The 16,126-nt window shown below is 58.6% G+C and carries 14 protein-coding genes and 1 pseudogene; 6 read left to right on the top strand and 9 right to left on the bottom strand.

Going from position 1 to position 16,126, the window contains the following annotated elements; translation table 11 throughout:
• The first annotated feature begins 174 nt into the window (after positions 1–174).
• The 3 genes from ACQRCA_RS06480 to ACQRCA_RS06470 all read left to right on the top strand — a co-directional run bounded on the left by ACQRCA_RS06480 (position 175) and on the right by ACQRCA_RS06470 (position 4,997).
• A complete protein-coding gene (locus tag ACQRCA_RS06480; protein ID WP_427719594.1) occupies positions 175–1,047 on the top strand; it encodes a class I SAM-dependent methyltransferase in 873 nt (290 codons plus the stop codon).
• Positions 1,048–1,166: 119 nt separating this feature from the next.
• A complete protein-coding gene (gene trmB, locus ACQRCA_RS06475; protein WP_154517108.1) occupies positions 1,167–2,048 on the top strand; it encodes a tRNA (guanine(46)-N(7))-methyltransferase TrmB in 882 nt (293 codons plus the stop codon).
• A 267-nt stretch (positions 2,049–2,315) separates the two neighbouring features.
• On the top strand, positions 2,316–4,997 hold the full coding sequence (locus ACQRCA_RS06470) for a DEAD/DEAH box helicase (protein ID WP_427719593.1): 2,682 nt from the start codon (positions 2,316–2,318) through the stop codon (positions 4,995–4,997).
• 79 nt (positions 4,998–5,076) lie between these two features.
• Here ACQRCA_RS06470 and ACQRCA_RS06465 read toward each other — a convergent pair whose 3' ends face one another.
• The 7 genes and pseudogenes from ACQRCA_RS06465 to ACQRCA_RS06435 form a co-directional block, all read right to left on the bottom strand.
• A complete protein-coding gene (locus tag ACQRCA_RS06465) occupies positions 5,077–6,834 on the bottom strand; it encodes a DUF2130 domain-containing protein (RefSeq protein ID WP_427719592.1) in 1,758 nt (585 codons plus the stop codon).
• 150 nt (positions 6,835–6,984) lie between these two features.
• Positions 6,985–7,545, bottom strand: a complete 561-nt coding sequence (locus ACQRCA_RS06460; RefSeq protein ID WP_427719591.1) for a metallophosphoesterase — start codon at positions 7,543–7,545, stop codon at positions 6,985–6,987.
• Between the two features lie 92 nt (positions 7,546–7,637).
• Positions 7,638–7,775, bottom strand: a complete 138-nt coding sequence (locus ACQRCA_RS06455; protein ID WP_427719590.1) for a hypothetical protein — start codon at positions 7,773–7,775, stop codon at positions 7,638–7,640.
• Between the two features lie 18 nt (positions 7,776–7,793).
• Entirely contained in the window at positions 7,794–8,120 is a 327-nt protein-coding gene (locus ACQRCA_RS06450; protein ID WP_117655201.1) for an HIRAN domain-containing protein, read from the bottom strand.
• A 123-nt stretch (positions 8,121–8,243) separates the two neighbouring features.
• Positions 8,244–9,623, bottom strand: coding sequence for an aldehyde dehydrogenase (locus ACQRCA_RS06445; protein WP_427719589.1), 1,380 nt, complete (start codon positions 9,621–9,623; stop codon positions 8,244–8,246).
• 8 nt (positions 9,624–9,631) lie between these two features.
• The gene (locus ACQRCA_RS06440) at positions 9,632–9,919 is read right to left on the bottom strand and encodes a hypothetical protein (protein ID WP_427719617.1); all 288 of its coding nucleotides are present in this window, start codon (positions 9,917–9,919) and stop codon (positions 9,632–9,634) included.
• A 52-nt stretch (positions 9,920–9,971) separates the two neighbouring features.
• Positions 9,972–10,145 (bottom strand): annotated as a pseudogene (locus ACQRCA_RS06435) (iron-containing alcohol dehydrogenase); the annotation flags it as partial.
• A gap of 406 nt (positions 10,146–10,551) precedes the next feature.
• On the opposite strand from ACQRCA_RS06435, the gene ACQRCA_RS06430 reads away from it, so the two are divergent.
• Positions 10,552–11,112: a ferritin family protein gene (locus ACQRCA_RS06430; protein WP_154517090.1), complete on the top strand. Its 561-nt coding sequence runs from the start codon at positions 10,552–10,554 to the stop codon at positions 11,110–11,112.
• Positions 11,113–11,361: 249 nt separating this feature from the next.
• Here the strand turns inward: ACQRCA_RS06430 and ACQRCA_RS06425 are convergent, their stop codons facing one another.
• Positions 11,362–12,234, bottom strand: coding sequence for a hypothetical protein (locus tag ACQRCA_RS06425; RefSeq protein WP_427719588.1), 873 nt, complete (start codon positions 12,232–12,234; stop codon positions 11,362–11,364).
• 545 nt (positions 12,235–12,779) lie between these two features.
• Positions 12,780–14,210 carry a PLP-dependent aminotransferase family protein gene (locus tag ACQRCA_RS06420; protein ID WP_427719586.1) on the bottom strand — a complete coding sequence of 477 codons (1,431 nt, stop codon included), beginning with the start codon at positions 14,208–14,210 and terminating at the stop codon, positions 12,780–12,782.
• A 145-nt stretch (positions 14,211–14,355) separates the two neighbouring features.
• Here ACQRCA_RS06420 and pdxS point away from each other — a divergent pair, with 145 nt between their 5' ends.
• Together pdxS and pdxT are read left to right on the top strand one after the other, a co-directional pair.
• Entirely contained in the window at positions 14,356–15,246 is an 891-nt protein-coding gene (gene pdxS, locus ACQRCA_RS06415; RefSeq protein WP_427719584.1) for a pyridoxal 5'-phosphate synthase lyase subunit PdxS, read from the top strand.
• Positions 15,247–15,266: 20 nt separating this feature from the next.
• The gene (gene pdxT, locus ACQRCA_RS06410; protein WP_427719582.1) at positions 15,267–15,854 is read left to right on the top strand and encodes a pyridoxal 5'-phosphate synthase glutaminase subunit PdxT; all 588 of its coding nucleotides are present in this window, start codon (positions 15,267–15,269) and stop codon (positions 15,852–15,854) included.
• The last annotated feature ends 272 nt before the right edge of the window (positions 15,855–16,126 follow it).

The raw sequence follows: 16,126 nt of genomic DNA, 5'->3' as shown, positions 1-16,126 counted from the left end.
CATGCCACCTATTCTAGTGAGATTTTTGACAACCGGCGGTTGCGGGTGCATATGAGCTGCGGAAATGTGTCCAAACAAAGCAATGGCACCTAGCTTGGTTGTCCCCGTTGCGGCGTTAACGGTAGTATGGTCGTACTGTTTATTCCGCACCGCCAACGGAGGGAGTCCCGCGCCGTGAACCGCGATTTCGCCTCATCGCTCATCCAGCTCAACAACACGTTCTATCGCGAGCACTCCGCCTCCTTCTCCGATACGCGCCAGGCCCCGTGGCCCGGCTGGGTGCGCACCATGGACATCGCGCTCGAGCAGCTCGACGTCGCCACAATCGAGCATCCCGTCCGCGTCTTTGACCTTGCCTGCGGCAATATGCGATTCGAGAACTTTGCCGCCGGCGGCGCACTTGCCGCCAAGGGCGTCGACGGCGCAAACTCCTCGGCAGATGTCAGCTGCCCGTTTGAGTTCTATGGCGTCGACTCGTGCCAAGACCTGGCTATCGATGCACGCGGTCACGCTCTGCGCATTCCCAACCTGCACTTCCAGGAACTCGACGTGCTCGATGCCCTCATGAAGCTCAACCCCGCCGAGGCGCCCGACGCGCTTTTCGACGCCCCGCTCGCCGACATCTCGGTCTGTTTTGGCTTTATGCACCACGTGCCGTCGTGCGAGTACCGCGTACGCGTGCTCGACGCCCTGGTGCGGCAGACGCGCCCGGGCGGCATCATCGCCATTAGCTTTTGGGAGTTTATGAACGACGAGCGCATGGCGCGCAAGGCCGTTCGCGCCGAGGCCCGCGCCGAGCTCACCCCGCCGTTTGAGGGTTACGATTCCGCGCAGTTTGAAGCCGGCGACCACCTCATTGGCTGGCAAAACGACCGCCACGCCTACCGCTATTGCCATCACTTTGACGATCAGCAGATCACCGACCTGGTGCGCGGCGTTCGCACGTTCTACAAGAGTGGCGAGGTCCCCGTACGCGAGCTTGAGCGCTTCCATGCCGACGGTCGCAGTTGCGAGCTCAACCGCTACGTGATTCTCAAGCGCCTGTAGGCGCCGACGACTCGCCGTCGAGCCGCACTGCATCTGTCGGGCAAGCTATGCCTACCCTTTTTTCAACCCATTGATGGAACGCGCAGCTATGCGTTCCATACTTATGACCAAGGAGCCTCATGGGAGCCGTCCACGTTCGCACGCCTAAGAACTTTGTGCTCGAAGAGCGCCTGGAGCGCTACGCCGATGCGATTGAGACGAACCCTGAAATCTATGCCGGAGATTGGCGCGAGGCCTGTGCGCCCGCAGGCAGCAAGTCTTTCGAACACCTTCACCTGGATCTTGGCTGCGGCAAGGGAACGTACCTTGTAGAGCGCGCGGCCCACGAGCCAAACACGCTCTTTATCGGCATGGACCAGGAGCCCATCTGCATCGCCTATGCCGCACAGAAAATCTGCGAGCAGGAACTGACCAACGCACTCGTCCTGCCCCGAGGCGCCGCATCGTTGCCGCAGCTGTTTGCCACAGGCGAGCTCGATGCCATCACCATCAACTTTCCCACGCCGCAGCCTAAGGCCAAGTACGCCAAAAAACGACTCGTCCATGTCGACCATCTGATGCTCTACCGCCCGCTTTTTTCAGCCGGCGCCACCGTCACGCTGCGCACCGACAGCAAGCCATTGCGCGACTACGCCCTGGGGCAGTTTGCCGCGGCCGGCTACGACACACTTTGGGTAAGTGACGACGTTCGCCGCGACCATCCCGAGCATCCCGAGACCGAATACGAGCGCCGCACGCGCGAGATGGGTGCCGCCGTCTATGGCATTTGCGCCACTCCCGACGCGCTGCCCAGCGACGAACAGCTCACGGCGGGGCGCGCGCAGGAGCAAAGCCTTGCGTGCTACCTGCCCGACAATCTCGATGAGCTCACCTACGTGCCCCTCGGCATGGAAGAGGCCGTCGAGAACTTTAAAAACCGCGCCCGCAAGGGCAAGAAGCGCTTACCGCAGGAGTCCCAGGGGCCTCTGATGGTCGCGGCTTCGGCAAACAAGCGCAAATAGACGCCAGCAAACGACCCTCAAATCTAAGTGAGTAGACTTTTTTGCAATAGCCAAGCACAACTCGCATAACCAATACTAAAACCGCAGGTAGAGCCTTTGCACAAAAGCCATGTGCTCGCAATATTGCAAAAAGTCTACTCACTTAGCTGGCAACTGCACCAAACAGCTGGGCAGAACGCCCATTTCCTGCATTTTCTTGCCTGCGAACGCATCGATGCGACGCTACGCCATAATAGCTGGCGGACAATCGCGAGAGAAAGCAAACACATGGCACAGACCACAACAGATACCGCCGCCAGCACCGTCTCCGGTGCCGGCGCCGCCAGCTCGTTCTCGGGCGGCACGGGAACCGAAGCCGAGTTTGGCTCGCTCGGCGCGCTCTCTCCCACCTGGTGGGAGCCCGAGGACGGCAGCGAGCCCGAACCATGGCTCACGCCCGATCAGGCCTTCGAACGCTTCTTTGAATGGACGAGCGACCGTGGCATTGAGCTGTGGGATCACCAAGAAGAGGCCCTCATGGACCTGGCCGCCGGCGATCACGTCATTTTAGGCACACCGACCGGATCGGGTAAATCGCTCGTCGCGCTGGGCATGCTCTTTATGGGCATGGCTCAGGGCAAGCGCTGCTATTACACGGCCCCCATCAAAGCCCTGGTCAGCGAAAAGTTCTTCGACCTGGTACAGGTACTCGGCCGCGATAACGTCGGCATGATCACCGGCGATACGCATATCAATACCAAGGCGCCCGTCATCTGCTGCACAGCCGAAATCCTTGCCAACGATGCGCTGCGCGAGGGCGAGGGCGCCGACGTGGGCTGCGTGGCCATGGACGAGTTCCACTACTTTGCCGACCCTGACCGCGGCTGGGCCTGGCAGGTACCGCTGCTCACCCTGCCCCACACGCAGTTTATGCTCATGAGCGCCACGCTCGGCGATGTCACCGCCATCGCTGCCTCGCTCGAGGAGCACACCGGCGCTGCTTGCGACTTGGTTGTCGATGCCCCGCGTCCTGTTCCGCTGAGCTACGACTATGTGACGACCTCCCTCGAGGGCACGGTCGAGCTCGCCATGCGCCGTGGCGAGGCCCCGCTCTATATCGTGCACTTTAGCCAGGATGCCGCCCTTGCGACGGCACAGTCGCTCGCCAATTTTGGCATCGCCAGCAAGGAGCAGCGCGAGGCCATTAAGGAAGCGGCAAAGGGAACGAGCTTCTCCACGGCCTTTGGCAAGATTCTCAAGCGCCTGCTTGGATGCGGCGTCGGCGTGCACCATGCTGGCATGTTGCCGCGCTATCGCCTGCTGGTCGAGCGCTTGGCGCAGCAGGGCCTGCTGCCCGTCATCTGCGGTACCGATACGCTCGGCGTCGGCATCAACGTACCCATCCACACCGTGGTGCTCACCGCGCTCACCAAGTTCGATGGTTACAAAATGCGTCGTCTGCGCGCCCGCGAGTTCCATCAAATTGCCGGTCGCGCCGGTCGCTCGGGCTTCGATACCGAGGGCATGGTAATCGCCGAGGCACCCGAGCACGAGATCGAGAATGCCAAGCTTATGGCCAAGGCGGGCGACGACCCCAAAAAACTCCGTAAGATTAAAAAGAAAAAGGCCCCCGAGGGCTTTGTCTCATGGAACAAGCAAACTTTTGAGCGCCTGATCGAGACGCCACCCGAAACACTCAAGCCACGCCTGCGCATCACGCACTCTATGGTGATTAGTGTGGTCGAGCAGGGCGGCAATGCCCGAGCCCGCGTACATGACCTCATCGAGACAAGCCTGCAGACCCCCGAAGAAAAGGCCAAGCTTGAGGTTCGCGCCGACGAGATCTTCGCCACGCTCATCGACTCCGGCGTCGTCGTGCGCACCGAGGTGCCGCCCGCACCCGACGCTCCGGCTGACGCCGCGCCGGACATCGACTACGCGCTGACGGTCGACCTGCCCGAGGACTTTGCGCTCGACCAGCCGCTCTCGCCGTTTTTGCTTGCCGCGCTGGAGCTGCTCGACCCCGAAAGTGAGACCTATACCATGGACCTCATCTCGATGGTCGAGGCCACGCTCGAGGACCCCAAGCAGGTATTGCGTGCACAGGAGCGCGCCGCACGCGATCGCGCTATGGCCGAGATGAAGGCCGACGGCATCGAGTATGAGGAACGCTTGGAGCGCATTCAAGACGTCACGTACGAAAAGCCGCTCGAGGATTTGCTCGACGCCGCTTTTGACAAGTACTGCCAGGAAGTGCCCTGGGCAAACGACTACCAGCTCTCTCCCAAGAGTGTCCTGCGCGATATGCTGGAAAGCGCGAGCGATTTTAAGGGTTACATTCAAAAGCTCGGCATCGCCCGCTCCGAGGGCATTTTGCTTCGCTACCTGGCAGAGGCCTACCGTTCGCTCGACCGCACCGTACCCATCGAGAAGCGCGACGAGCGCCTGCGCGACATTATCTCGTGGCTGGGCTTTGTGGTGCGCTCGGTGGACTCGAGCCTGGTGGACGAGTGGGAGAACGCCGGCAACCCTGCAGCCCTCGATGCCGCGCCGCCACAGGGCATCGACGAGGTCGTGGCGGACCGCCGCGGCTGCACGCTGCTGGTGCGCAATGCACTCTTCCGCCGCGTGACCCTTGCCGCCCGTGAGCACGTTCGCTACCTGGGCGAGCTCGACGACGACTGGGGCATGAGCGAGATCCGCTGGCAAAAGGCCCTCGATGCCTACCATGAGCAGCACGAGGAAATCCTCACCGACGGAGATGCCCGCAGCGCCGCGATGTTTTCCATCGATGAGTCCGACGAGAAGACCACGCACGTATGGCACGTGCACCAGATCTTTGCCGACGAGGACGGCGACCACGACTTTGGCATCATGGGCGATGTCGATCTGGACGCCACGCAAGACGGCGGTGAAGTCATCTTCAAAAACTACCGCGTCGGCTTTATCGAAGACCTGCTCGAGGACTAGTCGAACATACTGGAACGAAACGAAGCGGGGCCGTTGGCAATATCGCCAGCGGCCCCGTTTTTGCACTATACGCTATGCCTTACTCGGTATCCTCGACCTCATACGAATCCGCCTCGGCTGGCTCATCGTTTGTCTCTGGCGCAGCCCCGCGCGCCTCATCAAACGCCGCCTTCATGGTCTTGTTGCCCCACGTGAGCTTGCGAATGGTAAGATCGTCGGCCTTCTTGTTGGCTAGGCGCAGATTGTTCTCGGAGGACAGCAATGCCTCCTTGGTTTTCTGCAGATGGCTAATCGTCTTGTCGATCTCATCGATTGCCGTTTGGAACTTGCGGCTCGCGATCTCGTAGTTGCGACCGAAATCATTCTTGAACTTCTCCATCTTGGCTTCGAAGTTCGTGACGTCGATATTCTGCTGTTTGTACTCCGCTAGCTCCTGCTTATAGCGCAGTGAGCCCATGGCGGCGTTGCGAAGGAGCGTGATCATGGGAATGAAAAACTGCGGGCGAATCACGTACATCTTCTCGTAGCGATAGCTCACGTCGACTATCCCTACGTTATAGAGCTCGCTCTCGGGCTCGAGCAGCGTGCAGAGCACCGCGTACTCACAGCCTTTCTGGCGACGATCGTGATCGAGTTTCTTAAAGAAGTCCTCGTTTTTATGCTTGGTCGCAGTCTCGTCGTTCTCGTTTTTCATCTCGAACATAATCGAAATGACCTCGTTGCCGCTCGCGTCGCACTCACGGAAGATAAAGTCGCCCTTGGTACCCTCGGACGCATCGTTATCCTTCTCGAAGTACGCGTTGGGAAATGCCGTCATGCGCAGACGGTTAAACTCGGTTTCGCAATGCTGCTCGAGCGACTCGCCCACCATCTTGGTGGACAGACGGACCTTCATGTCCTTAAGGCGCTCGATCTCTTCATCCTTGTAGCGAATCAGGTCATCGCTCGCGCGCTTGGCCTGCGCAAGCTCGAGCTCGTGTGCCGCCTTGGCCTGTTCCTCGCGAGAATCGCGCACCGCCAGCTCGCTCGTCAGTTTGGCACGCGCCTCATCGCGCTCTCGCTCCGCCGCGGCGACCGCCTTCGACAGCTCCATTTTTGCAGAAAGTTCTTGCTCACGAAGCTGTGCACGAAGGCCCTCGGCCTCGCGCTCAGACTGAGCCTTTGCGGCGGAAAACTTCTCTTGTACCTTCGCACGATAGTCAGCAAGCGCGCGTTCGGCCTCGCTGCGAGCGGCATCGAGCTCACGCTGCGACTCTGCCGCGGCAGCGGCAAGCGCCATCTCCTGGGCCTTGTCCGCAGCGGCAAGCCTGGCCTGCAGCTCGGCAATCTGAGCATCACGTGCAGCTAAATCGTTTTGAGCGGCATTGCGCGCCGCCGACTCGACGAGCTTGGCTTCGTCATCTTTGCGCTCCAGCTGCGCACGCAAATTGTCGATCTCGCGCTGGAGTTCGGCATTCTCCTTTTGAGCGTTGGCTCGTGCCTCTACCGCCGCGCGCTGGCTTGCACTCTCGCGCTCTGCGGCAGCGCCCTCGAGCTTGGCGCGCAGCTCGGCGAGCTCAGCATCGCGCTTGGCAACCTCTTGTGCCAGCTGTTGAGCTGCAGCGTTCTTCTGCTCGGTAAGCTGAGCGTTGCGCTGGGACTCTGCCTCCTGCAAAGCGGCAGCCGATCGTGAACGTTCAAGCTCCAGCGCTTGCTCGCCCTCGCGCTGGACCGCCTTCACACGCTCATCCAGGTCGCGCGAAAACTCGGCATCGCGCACTTGCTTGACGATATCCGCATAGCCGGACGCGTCGACCTTAAAAACTTCGCCGCAATGTGGGCACTTAATCTCGTTCATAGCAGCTCCTCGATAGACGCAAATTTCAACCGCCTACACTCTACCGCGCCGCACGGACAAAAAAGGTGCCCCCACCATAATGGCAACGGCGCCAGAACCGCCACAAAGGTGCCCGTCCCCTTTGTGGCGGTTTGTGTAACGGTTCGAGAATTACAATCCAAAGAAGCCTAGGATTTGGTCACGGCTTACGGGCTTGTACTCGTTGGCATCGAGGCCGACATCGTAGCGAAAGATAGGACGTTCGCGATCGCGGTTGCGCGTATTGGTGCGGTCTCCCCTGCTGTGGATATGCCCGTGCAGCATGATGGCGCCACGTGCCTTGCCATTCCAGCTGAGCATGGGGTAGTGGCTCATAACCAGACGATGACCCTTGGCATAGCCGGGGGCAATCTCCAGGTAATCACGCACGTCTTCCCAAATCTGCGGCACGTCGGGATCTTCCCAGTCGCCGTCATGGTTACCACGGATGAGCGTCACGTTCTGGCATTCGATGCGCTCGCGCAGGCGCACGGCATCCGCTAGGGGCAGACGATAGGTAAAGTCACCCAGAATATAGAGGCGGTCGTCCGCAGCCACGCACTCATTGATGACATCGATGACCTTGCGGTTCATCTCCTCAACCGAGCCAAACGGTCGGTCCATGTCGTGCAAGATATTCGTATCGCCCAGGTGCAGGTCGGCGGTAAACCACATCATCGTCTCAGTCCTCATTTCGCAACGCGTCCAACTCGTGCTAAGTATACAGACGCAGCGATGCGGCAGTTACCCAAAGAGCCCGCCAAACAGTCCGCGACGGCACTTGTCTATTTATTCGTACCTTTACCCTGGGCGTTCTTATCCTTTTGCTTTTTGCGATCCTGCTCCAGCTCATCGTCGTCGAGTAGCATATCCCACTCAAACGAATCGTCCGTCAGATCGAACAGGTCATCGTCATCAAACATGGCAGCCTCCCTTACCGATTAGCGGGCATCCACCACATAGAGCCCAACGCGCACCTGATGCCACGGGCTACGCTCGGGGGCAACCTGCTGCACGCGGGCCTCAAATACGTCCTCATGGCCGTAATACATCATCAAGGACAGCGGACCGACCTCGTTTCCCGGAACATAGCCAAGCTTGGTGTTGCCGTAGTAGATCGCAACCGCCTCGGGATCATGGGGATTATCGCGCTCGGCGCACAGCGTCAGTTTATCGCCCGCTTTAAGATCGCCCAGGACCAAAGCGCCGTCGGCATACTGAAATCCCGCAATGTGAAACGACAGAAGAACACGTGAAGGCTCGTACATAGCAACTCCCCTAACGGCCGGATAAACCGGCGCTTAACCTTACCGAGAAGTCTACGGGTCCGTACGGACACAAATTCATCCTGTCTGCGTCTTTTCGACCGTTTGTCCCTACGCCATCTGATTTTAATGCACAAACATGCGCACGAATTTGTGCTTCCGGTTTGCGTAAGGGGCATAGCGGAATGGCACGTCCAGCCACGTTGCCTTGTTCACGATGCTTTTCTTGTGGCTAAACGTATCGAAGCTCTCGCGTCCATGGTACTGCCCCATACCGCTCGCTCCCATGCCGCCAAAGCCCATATGGCTCGTAGCCAGATGCATGATCGTGTCGTTGACGCAACCGCCACCAAAGGGCACGTAACGCACAAAGCGCTGCTGAACCTCACGGTCCTGGCTAAAGATATACAGGGCCAGCGGCGTCGGACGATCCGTAATAAACGTCTCGGCCTCGTCTAGGCTCTCAAACGTCAGCACCGGCAAGATGGGACCGAAAATCTCCTCCTGCATCACGGCGTCATCGGGGGCCACGCCGTCCAAAATTGTCGGCTCAATCTTGAGCGAGGCCTCGCGCGCAGCACCTCCAAGCACGACCTTATCGGAATCGATTAGCCCATGCACGCGCGCAAAATGCTTGGCATTGACGATATGCCCGTAATCCTCGTTGTCGAGCGGATGCTCGCCAAACATACGGCGCACCTCTTCCTTGATGAGGCCCAGCAACTCGTCGTGCACGCGCGTATCGACCAGCAGGTAGTCGGGCGCCACACAGGTCTGCCCCACGTTGAGCCATTTACCAAAGGCGATACGCCGTGCCGCAACCTTCAAGTTTGCCGTCGCATCCACGATGCAGGGACTCTTTCCACCCAGCTCAAGCGTCACGGGCGTAAGGTTTTTACTTGCGCGCTCCATGACGAGCTTGCCGACCGGAACGCTACCGGTAAAGAAGATCTTGTCCCAGCACTCATCGAGCAGCGCTTCGTTCTCGGCACGCCCGCCCTCGACAACTGTCACCAGGCACGAATCAAATGCCTCTTCGCAGATCTGCTTGAGCACCGCACTCGATGCCGGAGCATAGGCGCTCGGCTTGATGACCACAGTATTGCCCGCGGCAAGGGCGCCGGCGAGCGGCTCGAGCGTTAGCAAAAACGGGTAGTTCCACGGGGCCATGATGAGCGTGACGCCATAGGGCACGGCTTGCGTTTTGCACACACTCACGGCGTTGGCAAGGTCGCACGGACGCAGGCGCGGACGACTCCATCGAGCCACATGTGCGATCTGATGACGAATCTCGGAAAGCGACGTGCCGATCTCACACATATACGCCTCATCATGCGACTTTCCCAAATCGGTCTTGAGCGCATGGGCAATATCGGCCTCGTGGGCCCGCACCGCATCGCGTAAACTCACGAGCGCACGACGTCGAGCATCGACATCAAACGTGGCGTGCGTCTTAAAGTAGACGCGCTGGTCTCCGACGATGCGCGCAATTTCCTCGGTGTTCATGGACCCTCCTAGTTCTCGCCCTCAAACATACCACCCGCGACGACCTCGTACATGCGCATCAGCTCCAAACGGTCCTTCAAAAATGGAACGGGGTACAGCGGATTGGCCTCGGCACCGGCATGCGCCGCCATCTCGGGAATCTCAGAGCGGCGAATGCCCGTCACATGTTTGGGAATGTCCAAGGCGGCGTTCATTCGATCGACCCAATCGATAAAGGCCTCGACGGCATGCGTCAGGGCGCCCATGCCCGTCTGCCCCGTAATGGAGGCGGGCAGACCGCGCGAACTCGGGGTCATGCACCGCAAAGCGCGGGATAAGCACAAAGTCGTTAATGGGGTACTTATAGTGCGTCTCGTCATCGGTGATAACCGCCGCGAGCGTGACTTCGCTTCCCGTACCGGCGGTAGTGGGAACCGCAATAAGCAGCGGCAGGAGACGGTGGACGCGCAGCAGGCCGCGCATCTTGTTGATGGGCTTGTTTGGCTGCGCGATTCGTGCTCCCACGCCCTTGGCACAGTCCATGGCCGAGCCACCGCCAAAGCCGATAATGGCCTGGCAGGCGCTCTCTCTCAGCATGCTCCAGAATGCGTGGCTCGGTATAGGGCAGCACCGGCAATGCGATGCGAAAACCGTTTGATACGTTCGGCACCAGGCGCAGCGGGCTAGATGCATAAAGGAAACTCCCTCATTTGTTGATTGGTCAACATTTGTTCGACCGATTGTACTCATCAGAGGTCGCAGGCGGCCTGCCAATCGTTAATCAATCAACATCTTCATCTCTCAAAATTGTTTTATCAAAAATCATTCCTAATAGGCTTCACATTTTGTTGCATTTATGGATAATAGAACTCGTCAAGACGCACGTCCGGAGAGGGCCCTTACGGGATCGGACAAGCGCCCCATCGCCATCCATCGAAAGGATTGAATCATGAAATTTGTTTGCCCCGTTTGCGGTTATGTGGAAGAGTTCGACGGCGACCAGCTGCCCGAGGATTTTAAGTGCCCCCAGTGCGGCGTTCCCGGTTCTCGTTTCCTGAAGCAGGAGGAGGGCAAGCTCGAGTGGGCTGCCGAGCACGTCGTGGGCGTCGCCAAGATGGAGGGCGTCTCCGAGGACATCGTTGCCGACCTGCGCGCCAACTTTGAGGGCGAGTGCTCTGAGGTCGGTATGTACCTGGCCATGGCTCGCGTCGCCCATCGCGAGGGCTATCCCGAGATCGGCCTATACTGGGAGAAGGCTGCCCACGAGGAGGCCGAGCACGCCGCCAAGTTCGCCGAGCTCCTGGGCGAAGTTGTGACCGACTCCACCAAGAAGAACCTCGAGATGCGCGTTGAGGCCGAGAACGGCGCCACCGCCGGCAAGACCGATCTTGCCAAGCGTGCCAAGGCCGCTGGCCTCGATGCCATCCACGACACCGTGCACGAGATGGCTCGCGACGAGGCCCGCCACGGCAAGGCTTTCGCCGGCCTGCTCAAGCGCTACTTTGGCTAAGCCAACCGCCTGAGAGATAATCTCTAACTTTAAAGGGCCCGAACCGCATGGTTCGGGCTTTTTTCGTGTCTCATGAACTCGTTAACGCCCTGAAATAGGGCCACTTTCGGCATCGACTTCTCGTCAAAAACTAAGTGAGTAGACTTTTTGGAACTTGCCGAGCAGACCATCCATATTGCTCTATAAAGCCGCAGGTAAATAACTTGTTGCAAAACGGCCTGGTCGCCATCACGCCAAAAGTCTACTCACTTAGATCCGCGCTGTCCACGATCGAGCTGTTTTGTGTCCAATGGACATCTTTCCGTCGATTACTCCCAATTTTGTCCAGTCAACGAATAGTTCAGACCGGAGTAATGCCTCAGCCCTTTGCTCATCCGAGCTTTTATAGCGATATTCAACATCGAGCATCCTGCATACGGCCTTAACGATCGCACGGAATCTATCCTCATCGGATATCTGTCCGTGTGTCAGGAGAAGCACGTCGTAGCCCATGGCTTGAAGCGCCGTCATGCGGTTAGCGTCACGCAAGCCATCCCCCGCGCGCCCGTGCGAGGCCTTTCCCTGACATTCAATGGCCACCTGTCGCCTCCCGTCCGGCGAGGAAAGAAGTAGATCGATATATACGCGGGTCTTTCCTACAATCGCTCGAGCACTTGTGCTTAGCACCACTTTGACATTGAGCTCTATGCCGCAAAACCCTTCACCTCCCAGGGCTCGCGGCAGTCCAAGCAACAAATACGCCTCGACCTCAAAAGGCGAAGCGGCACCCAATGGAACGAGTTGCGACACCGCCATAAATCGATTGCCGTAACGCATCCCGCAAACATCTGAACAAAAACGGTCAAGGTCCCCATCCAAAACCAAAGCGTCGCGACGCCACAAATTTGAGGCGGCGCCGCCCTCGGACGGGCAGCGCATCCAACCCAACGTTGTCGAAATCGTACCCGAATCAATTGCACGCGAAAGCTCCACCTCAAGTGCCGCCGGCAGGGCGCATACCGCAAACAAGCCGCACATCTCCGCCAATACCAGAAGAAGTTGGAGATCCGTCAGATGTCGAGACATGATAAATGCCGTCAGCAGAGGAGACGTGACCAAAAATCCATGCTCCGTTTCCAGCACGGATTCCCTGGGGAGTTCACCAAGAAACAGCCGCTGCCTAATGTTGGCAGGGCAAGTCCGTTTGTTTCTCGTCCGAACCAATGTATACAACGGAAAACCGAGCGCGACCGCAGCCGTCGGGTTGCGGACGAGGTCATATCGCTGCCGGTCTTCATCCGGCCGCGGAAGCGGAGGACACAAAGCGCGGACTTGAGGGGGCAAACGCCAGTACCTAAAAGCCGATATGTCACAAAGTAGATCCTTCATAGGCACAGGAAAGCACGAATTTCAACCCAGTCGGTCTCTCATTGGCGCGAACGCACCAAAAATGGCTGCGAACGAACTGCAAAGTTTCCAACAGCCCTCCCCAACTGGCCAAAAGCTTACCGAGAACTGGACGAAGCCCTGTTGAAAACCCCATTTTTTCTCATCCGGAAGCTTTGCACGGCAAGTGAGTAGACTTTTTGGGACATCCCGAGCAGACCGATGATCCCACTTCTCAAAACCACAGGTAGATAGCTTGTTACAAAACTGTCTGGTCGCCAAAGTGCCAAAAGTCTACTCACTTAGGTTACAGAGTGCCCCATTAGCTGCGATTCCAGGGTATTAAGCACCTCCGGACTCAGGTCGTCATACTGGACAAGAATTTGAGTTGAGTTTTCAGGGACAGATGCGCCATCGGCGCACCAATAACAGTTACTGATATCGATAAAAGGGATGCTCGAGCGCGTGAGGGCCTGCGCAAAAGAGCTTCCGCCCGTTCCCCGCTCCGCAACCACGGTGCAGTAAAGGCCTGCGTCTGCATGCTCGATCGAAACCTCTCCTGCTGTAAACGCATTCCGTACAAGCGCCGCCAGGCCATCACGCGCCTCACGAGCACGAACGCGCACGCGGTTCACATGTCGCTCGTAATCACCCGATTCCAGCAAACGAGCCAAAGCGACCTGGTCGACAGAGCTCACCGACGAGGCGTAGAAACCAAGGTTGCACCTAAACCGCTCCATCAGCTCATCGGGCAACACCATGTACGCTAGACGCAACGCCGATGAAAGGCTCTTCGAAAACGTGTTGGTGTAGATAACCGATTGAGCGGCATCGATCGAAGCAAGCGCGGGAATCGGCTTGCCGGCCAGACGAAACTCGCAATCAAAGTCATCTTCGATGAGATATCGACCTGGTCGCTCGGCGGCCCAGCTCAGCAGCGCATAGCGACGCGCAATGCTCGTCACAAGGCCGGTCGGATACTGATGGGACGGCATCAGGTGAAGGACATCGGTCCCCGTTTTCTGCAGAGCGCTCAAGTCTACGCCCTCATCATCCAACGGGATATGTCGAACTTTGCAACCCATAGCCTGATAGATGCGCGTTAGGCGCAAATAGCCCGGGTCCTCAACGGCATACACCTTGTCGGCGCCAAGCAACTGAACCAACATGGTATCGAGCAGCTGGGCGCCTGCGCCGATAACAACGTTGTTGGGGTCGACATTCATGCCCCTTGTCCCGCGCAGATGGTGGGCAATTGCGCGTCGTAGCCGAGTGGTGCCCTGTGCCGGCGCGGTCGAAAAGATTTCGCGCTCGTCTTCGGATGCCAGCGTCGCCCGCAGCGCGCTTTGCCAAAGCCGCGCCGCCTCCAAAGCAGAAGGAGAAAGTGCATCGAATCGCTCGACCTGTCCGTTGAAATCATGCGCGCCGGAACCCGCAGAGACGGCATCCCGGGCGATGCCCTCTGCAGCCGAAGCCAAAACCGGTGCATCCGGAAGCTCGCAAGCGTAGTAGCCACGACGCGGCATTGAGCAAATATAGCCCTCGGCAAGTAACTGGCTATATGCATTCTCGATGGTAATGACACTGATTCCCAGATGATTGGCAAAGGCGCGCTTAGACGGAAGATGCTCCCCCGCCGCAATGCGTCCAGCAACGATATCATCTCGAATTTGCTGGTAAATATACTCATAGAGCGATGCTTCGCCACGTTTTTCCAAATTGTAGTCAAGCATGAGTTTATCACCTGACCTTATTGAGTCATTCAATCTGGTATTAGTCTGGCCTTATTATTATCTCTAAAACTGAGTATTTCGCCATACCCAGCTCCCCGATAGGATGTTCCGTCAAGCAATGCACATGCCAACCAAGGGAGCAACCATGGCAGAACAGACCAGCAAGGCAGATCGCGTCAAACTCAATCGCGAGCTCGCGCAGATGCTCAAGGGCGGCGTCATCATGGACGTCACCACGCCCGAGCAGGCACGCATCGCCGAAGAGGCGGGCGCCTGCGCCGTCATGGCACTCGAGCGCATCCCGGCCGACATCCGTGCCGCAGGCGGCGTTTCGCGCATGAGCGACCCCAAGATGATCAAGGGTATCCAAGAGGCCGTCTCCATCCCCGTTATGGCCAAGTGCCGCATCGGCCACATTGTCGAGGCGCAGGTCCTGCAGGCCATCGAGATCGATTACATCGACGAGTCCGAGGTTCTCTCCCCTGCCGACGACGTCTATCACATCGACAAGACCCAGTTTGACGTGCCGTTTGTCTGCGGCGCCCGCGATCTGGGCGAGGCGCTGCGCCGTGTTGCCGAGGGCGCCACGATGATTCGCACCAAGGGTGAGCCGGGTACGGGCGATGTCGTCCAGGCCGTGCGTCACATGCGCAAGATCCAAAAGCAGATCCGCGACGTTGTTGCCCTGCGCGACGACGAGCTCTTTGAGGCAGCCAAGCAACTGCAGGTTCCGGTCGAGCTGGTCCGCGAGGTCCATGCCACGGGCAAGCTTCCCGTCGTGAACTTTGCCGCCGGCGGCGTAGCGACTCCCGCCGACGCCGCGCTGATGATGCAGCTGGGCGCCGAGGGCGTCTTTGTGGGATCGGGCATCTTTAAGAGCGGCAACCCGGCCAAGCGCGCCTCCGCCATCGTCAAGGCCGTGGCAAACTTCACCGATGCCAAACTCATCGCCGAGCTTTCGGAGGACCTGGGCGAGGCCATGGTGGGCATCAACGCCGACGAGATCGAGATTATCATGGAGGAGCGCGGGCGCTAGTCCGGCAGAAAGGATCGCCCATGAGCGATTATGCAGACCAAACGGTCGCCGTGCTGGCGGTCCAAGGCGCTTTTGCCGAGCACGAAGCAAGACTATCCGAGCTGGGCGCACACTGTATTGAGCTGAGGCAGGCGGCCGATTTGCAGCAGAACTTTGACCGTCTGGTACTTCCCGGCGGCGAGTCCACCGTTCAGGGCAAGCTACTTGCCGAACTCGATATGCTCGAGGATCTTCGTACCCGCATTGTTGAAGGCATGCCTGTACTGGGAACTTGCGCCGGTCTGATTCTGTTGGCGCGCGACCTTGCCGCCCACGATGACAAGGGAACACCGCGCTTGGCGACCATGGATATACTCGTTGAGCGCAATGCCTATGGCAGGCAGCTCGGCAGTTTTCGCACCAAGGGGCAGGTAGGCGGTATCGACAGTGAAGTGCCGTTAACGTTTATCCGTGCACCCCGCATCGTCGAGGTGCACGGCAATGCCGAGGCCTTAGCGAAAGTCGACGGACGAATCATCGCCGCGCGCCAGGGCAACCAGCTCGGCGTAACCTTCCACCCCGAGCTCGACGACGACACCCGCCTCCACGAACTGTTCCTACAAATGTAGGCAGATAACAAACGAACGTGGTTTTTCGGACGCATAGCAAATGAGAGTGGAAATCCCCCACTTTGAGCTTGGATGCAGGCTCAAACCGGGAGATTATCCACTCTCATGCTATGTAGTCGTTGGGGACGTTCTCAAACGACTAGTCAAACAAGAACGTCCCCAACGACTACATTGCGATAGACGGCCACGTTTGCCCAGATAATACCGACCAAAATAAACCTGTCCCTTTTTGGCAGGTTTGGATCAAGGCAACGCCGATGTTTTGGCGACGA

This window comes from Collinsella sp. SGI.095 (assembly GCF_050314535.1).
In the GTDB taxonomy this organism is placed as follows: Bacteria; Actinomycetota; Coriobacteriia; order Coriobacteriales; family Coriobacteriaceae; genus Collinsella.
Note: the sequence above shows the minus strand (reverse complement) of the source record. Positions and strands in the feature narration are given on the sequence as shown.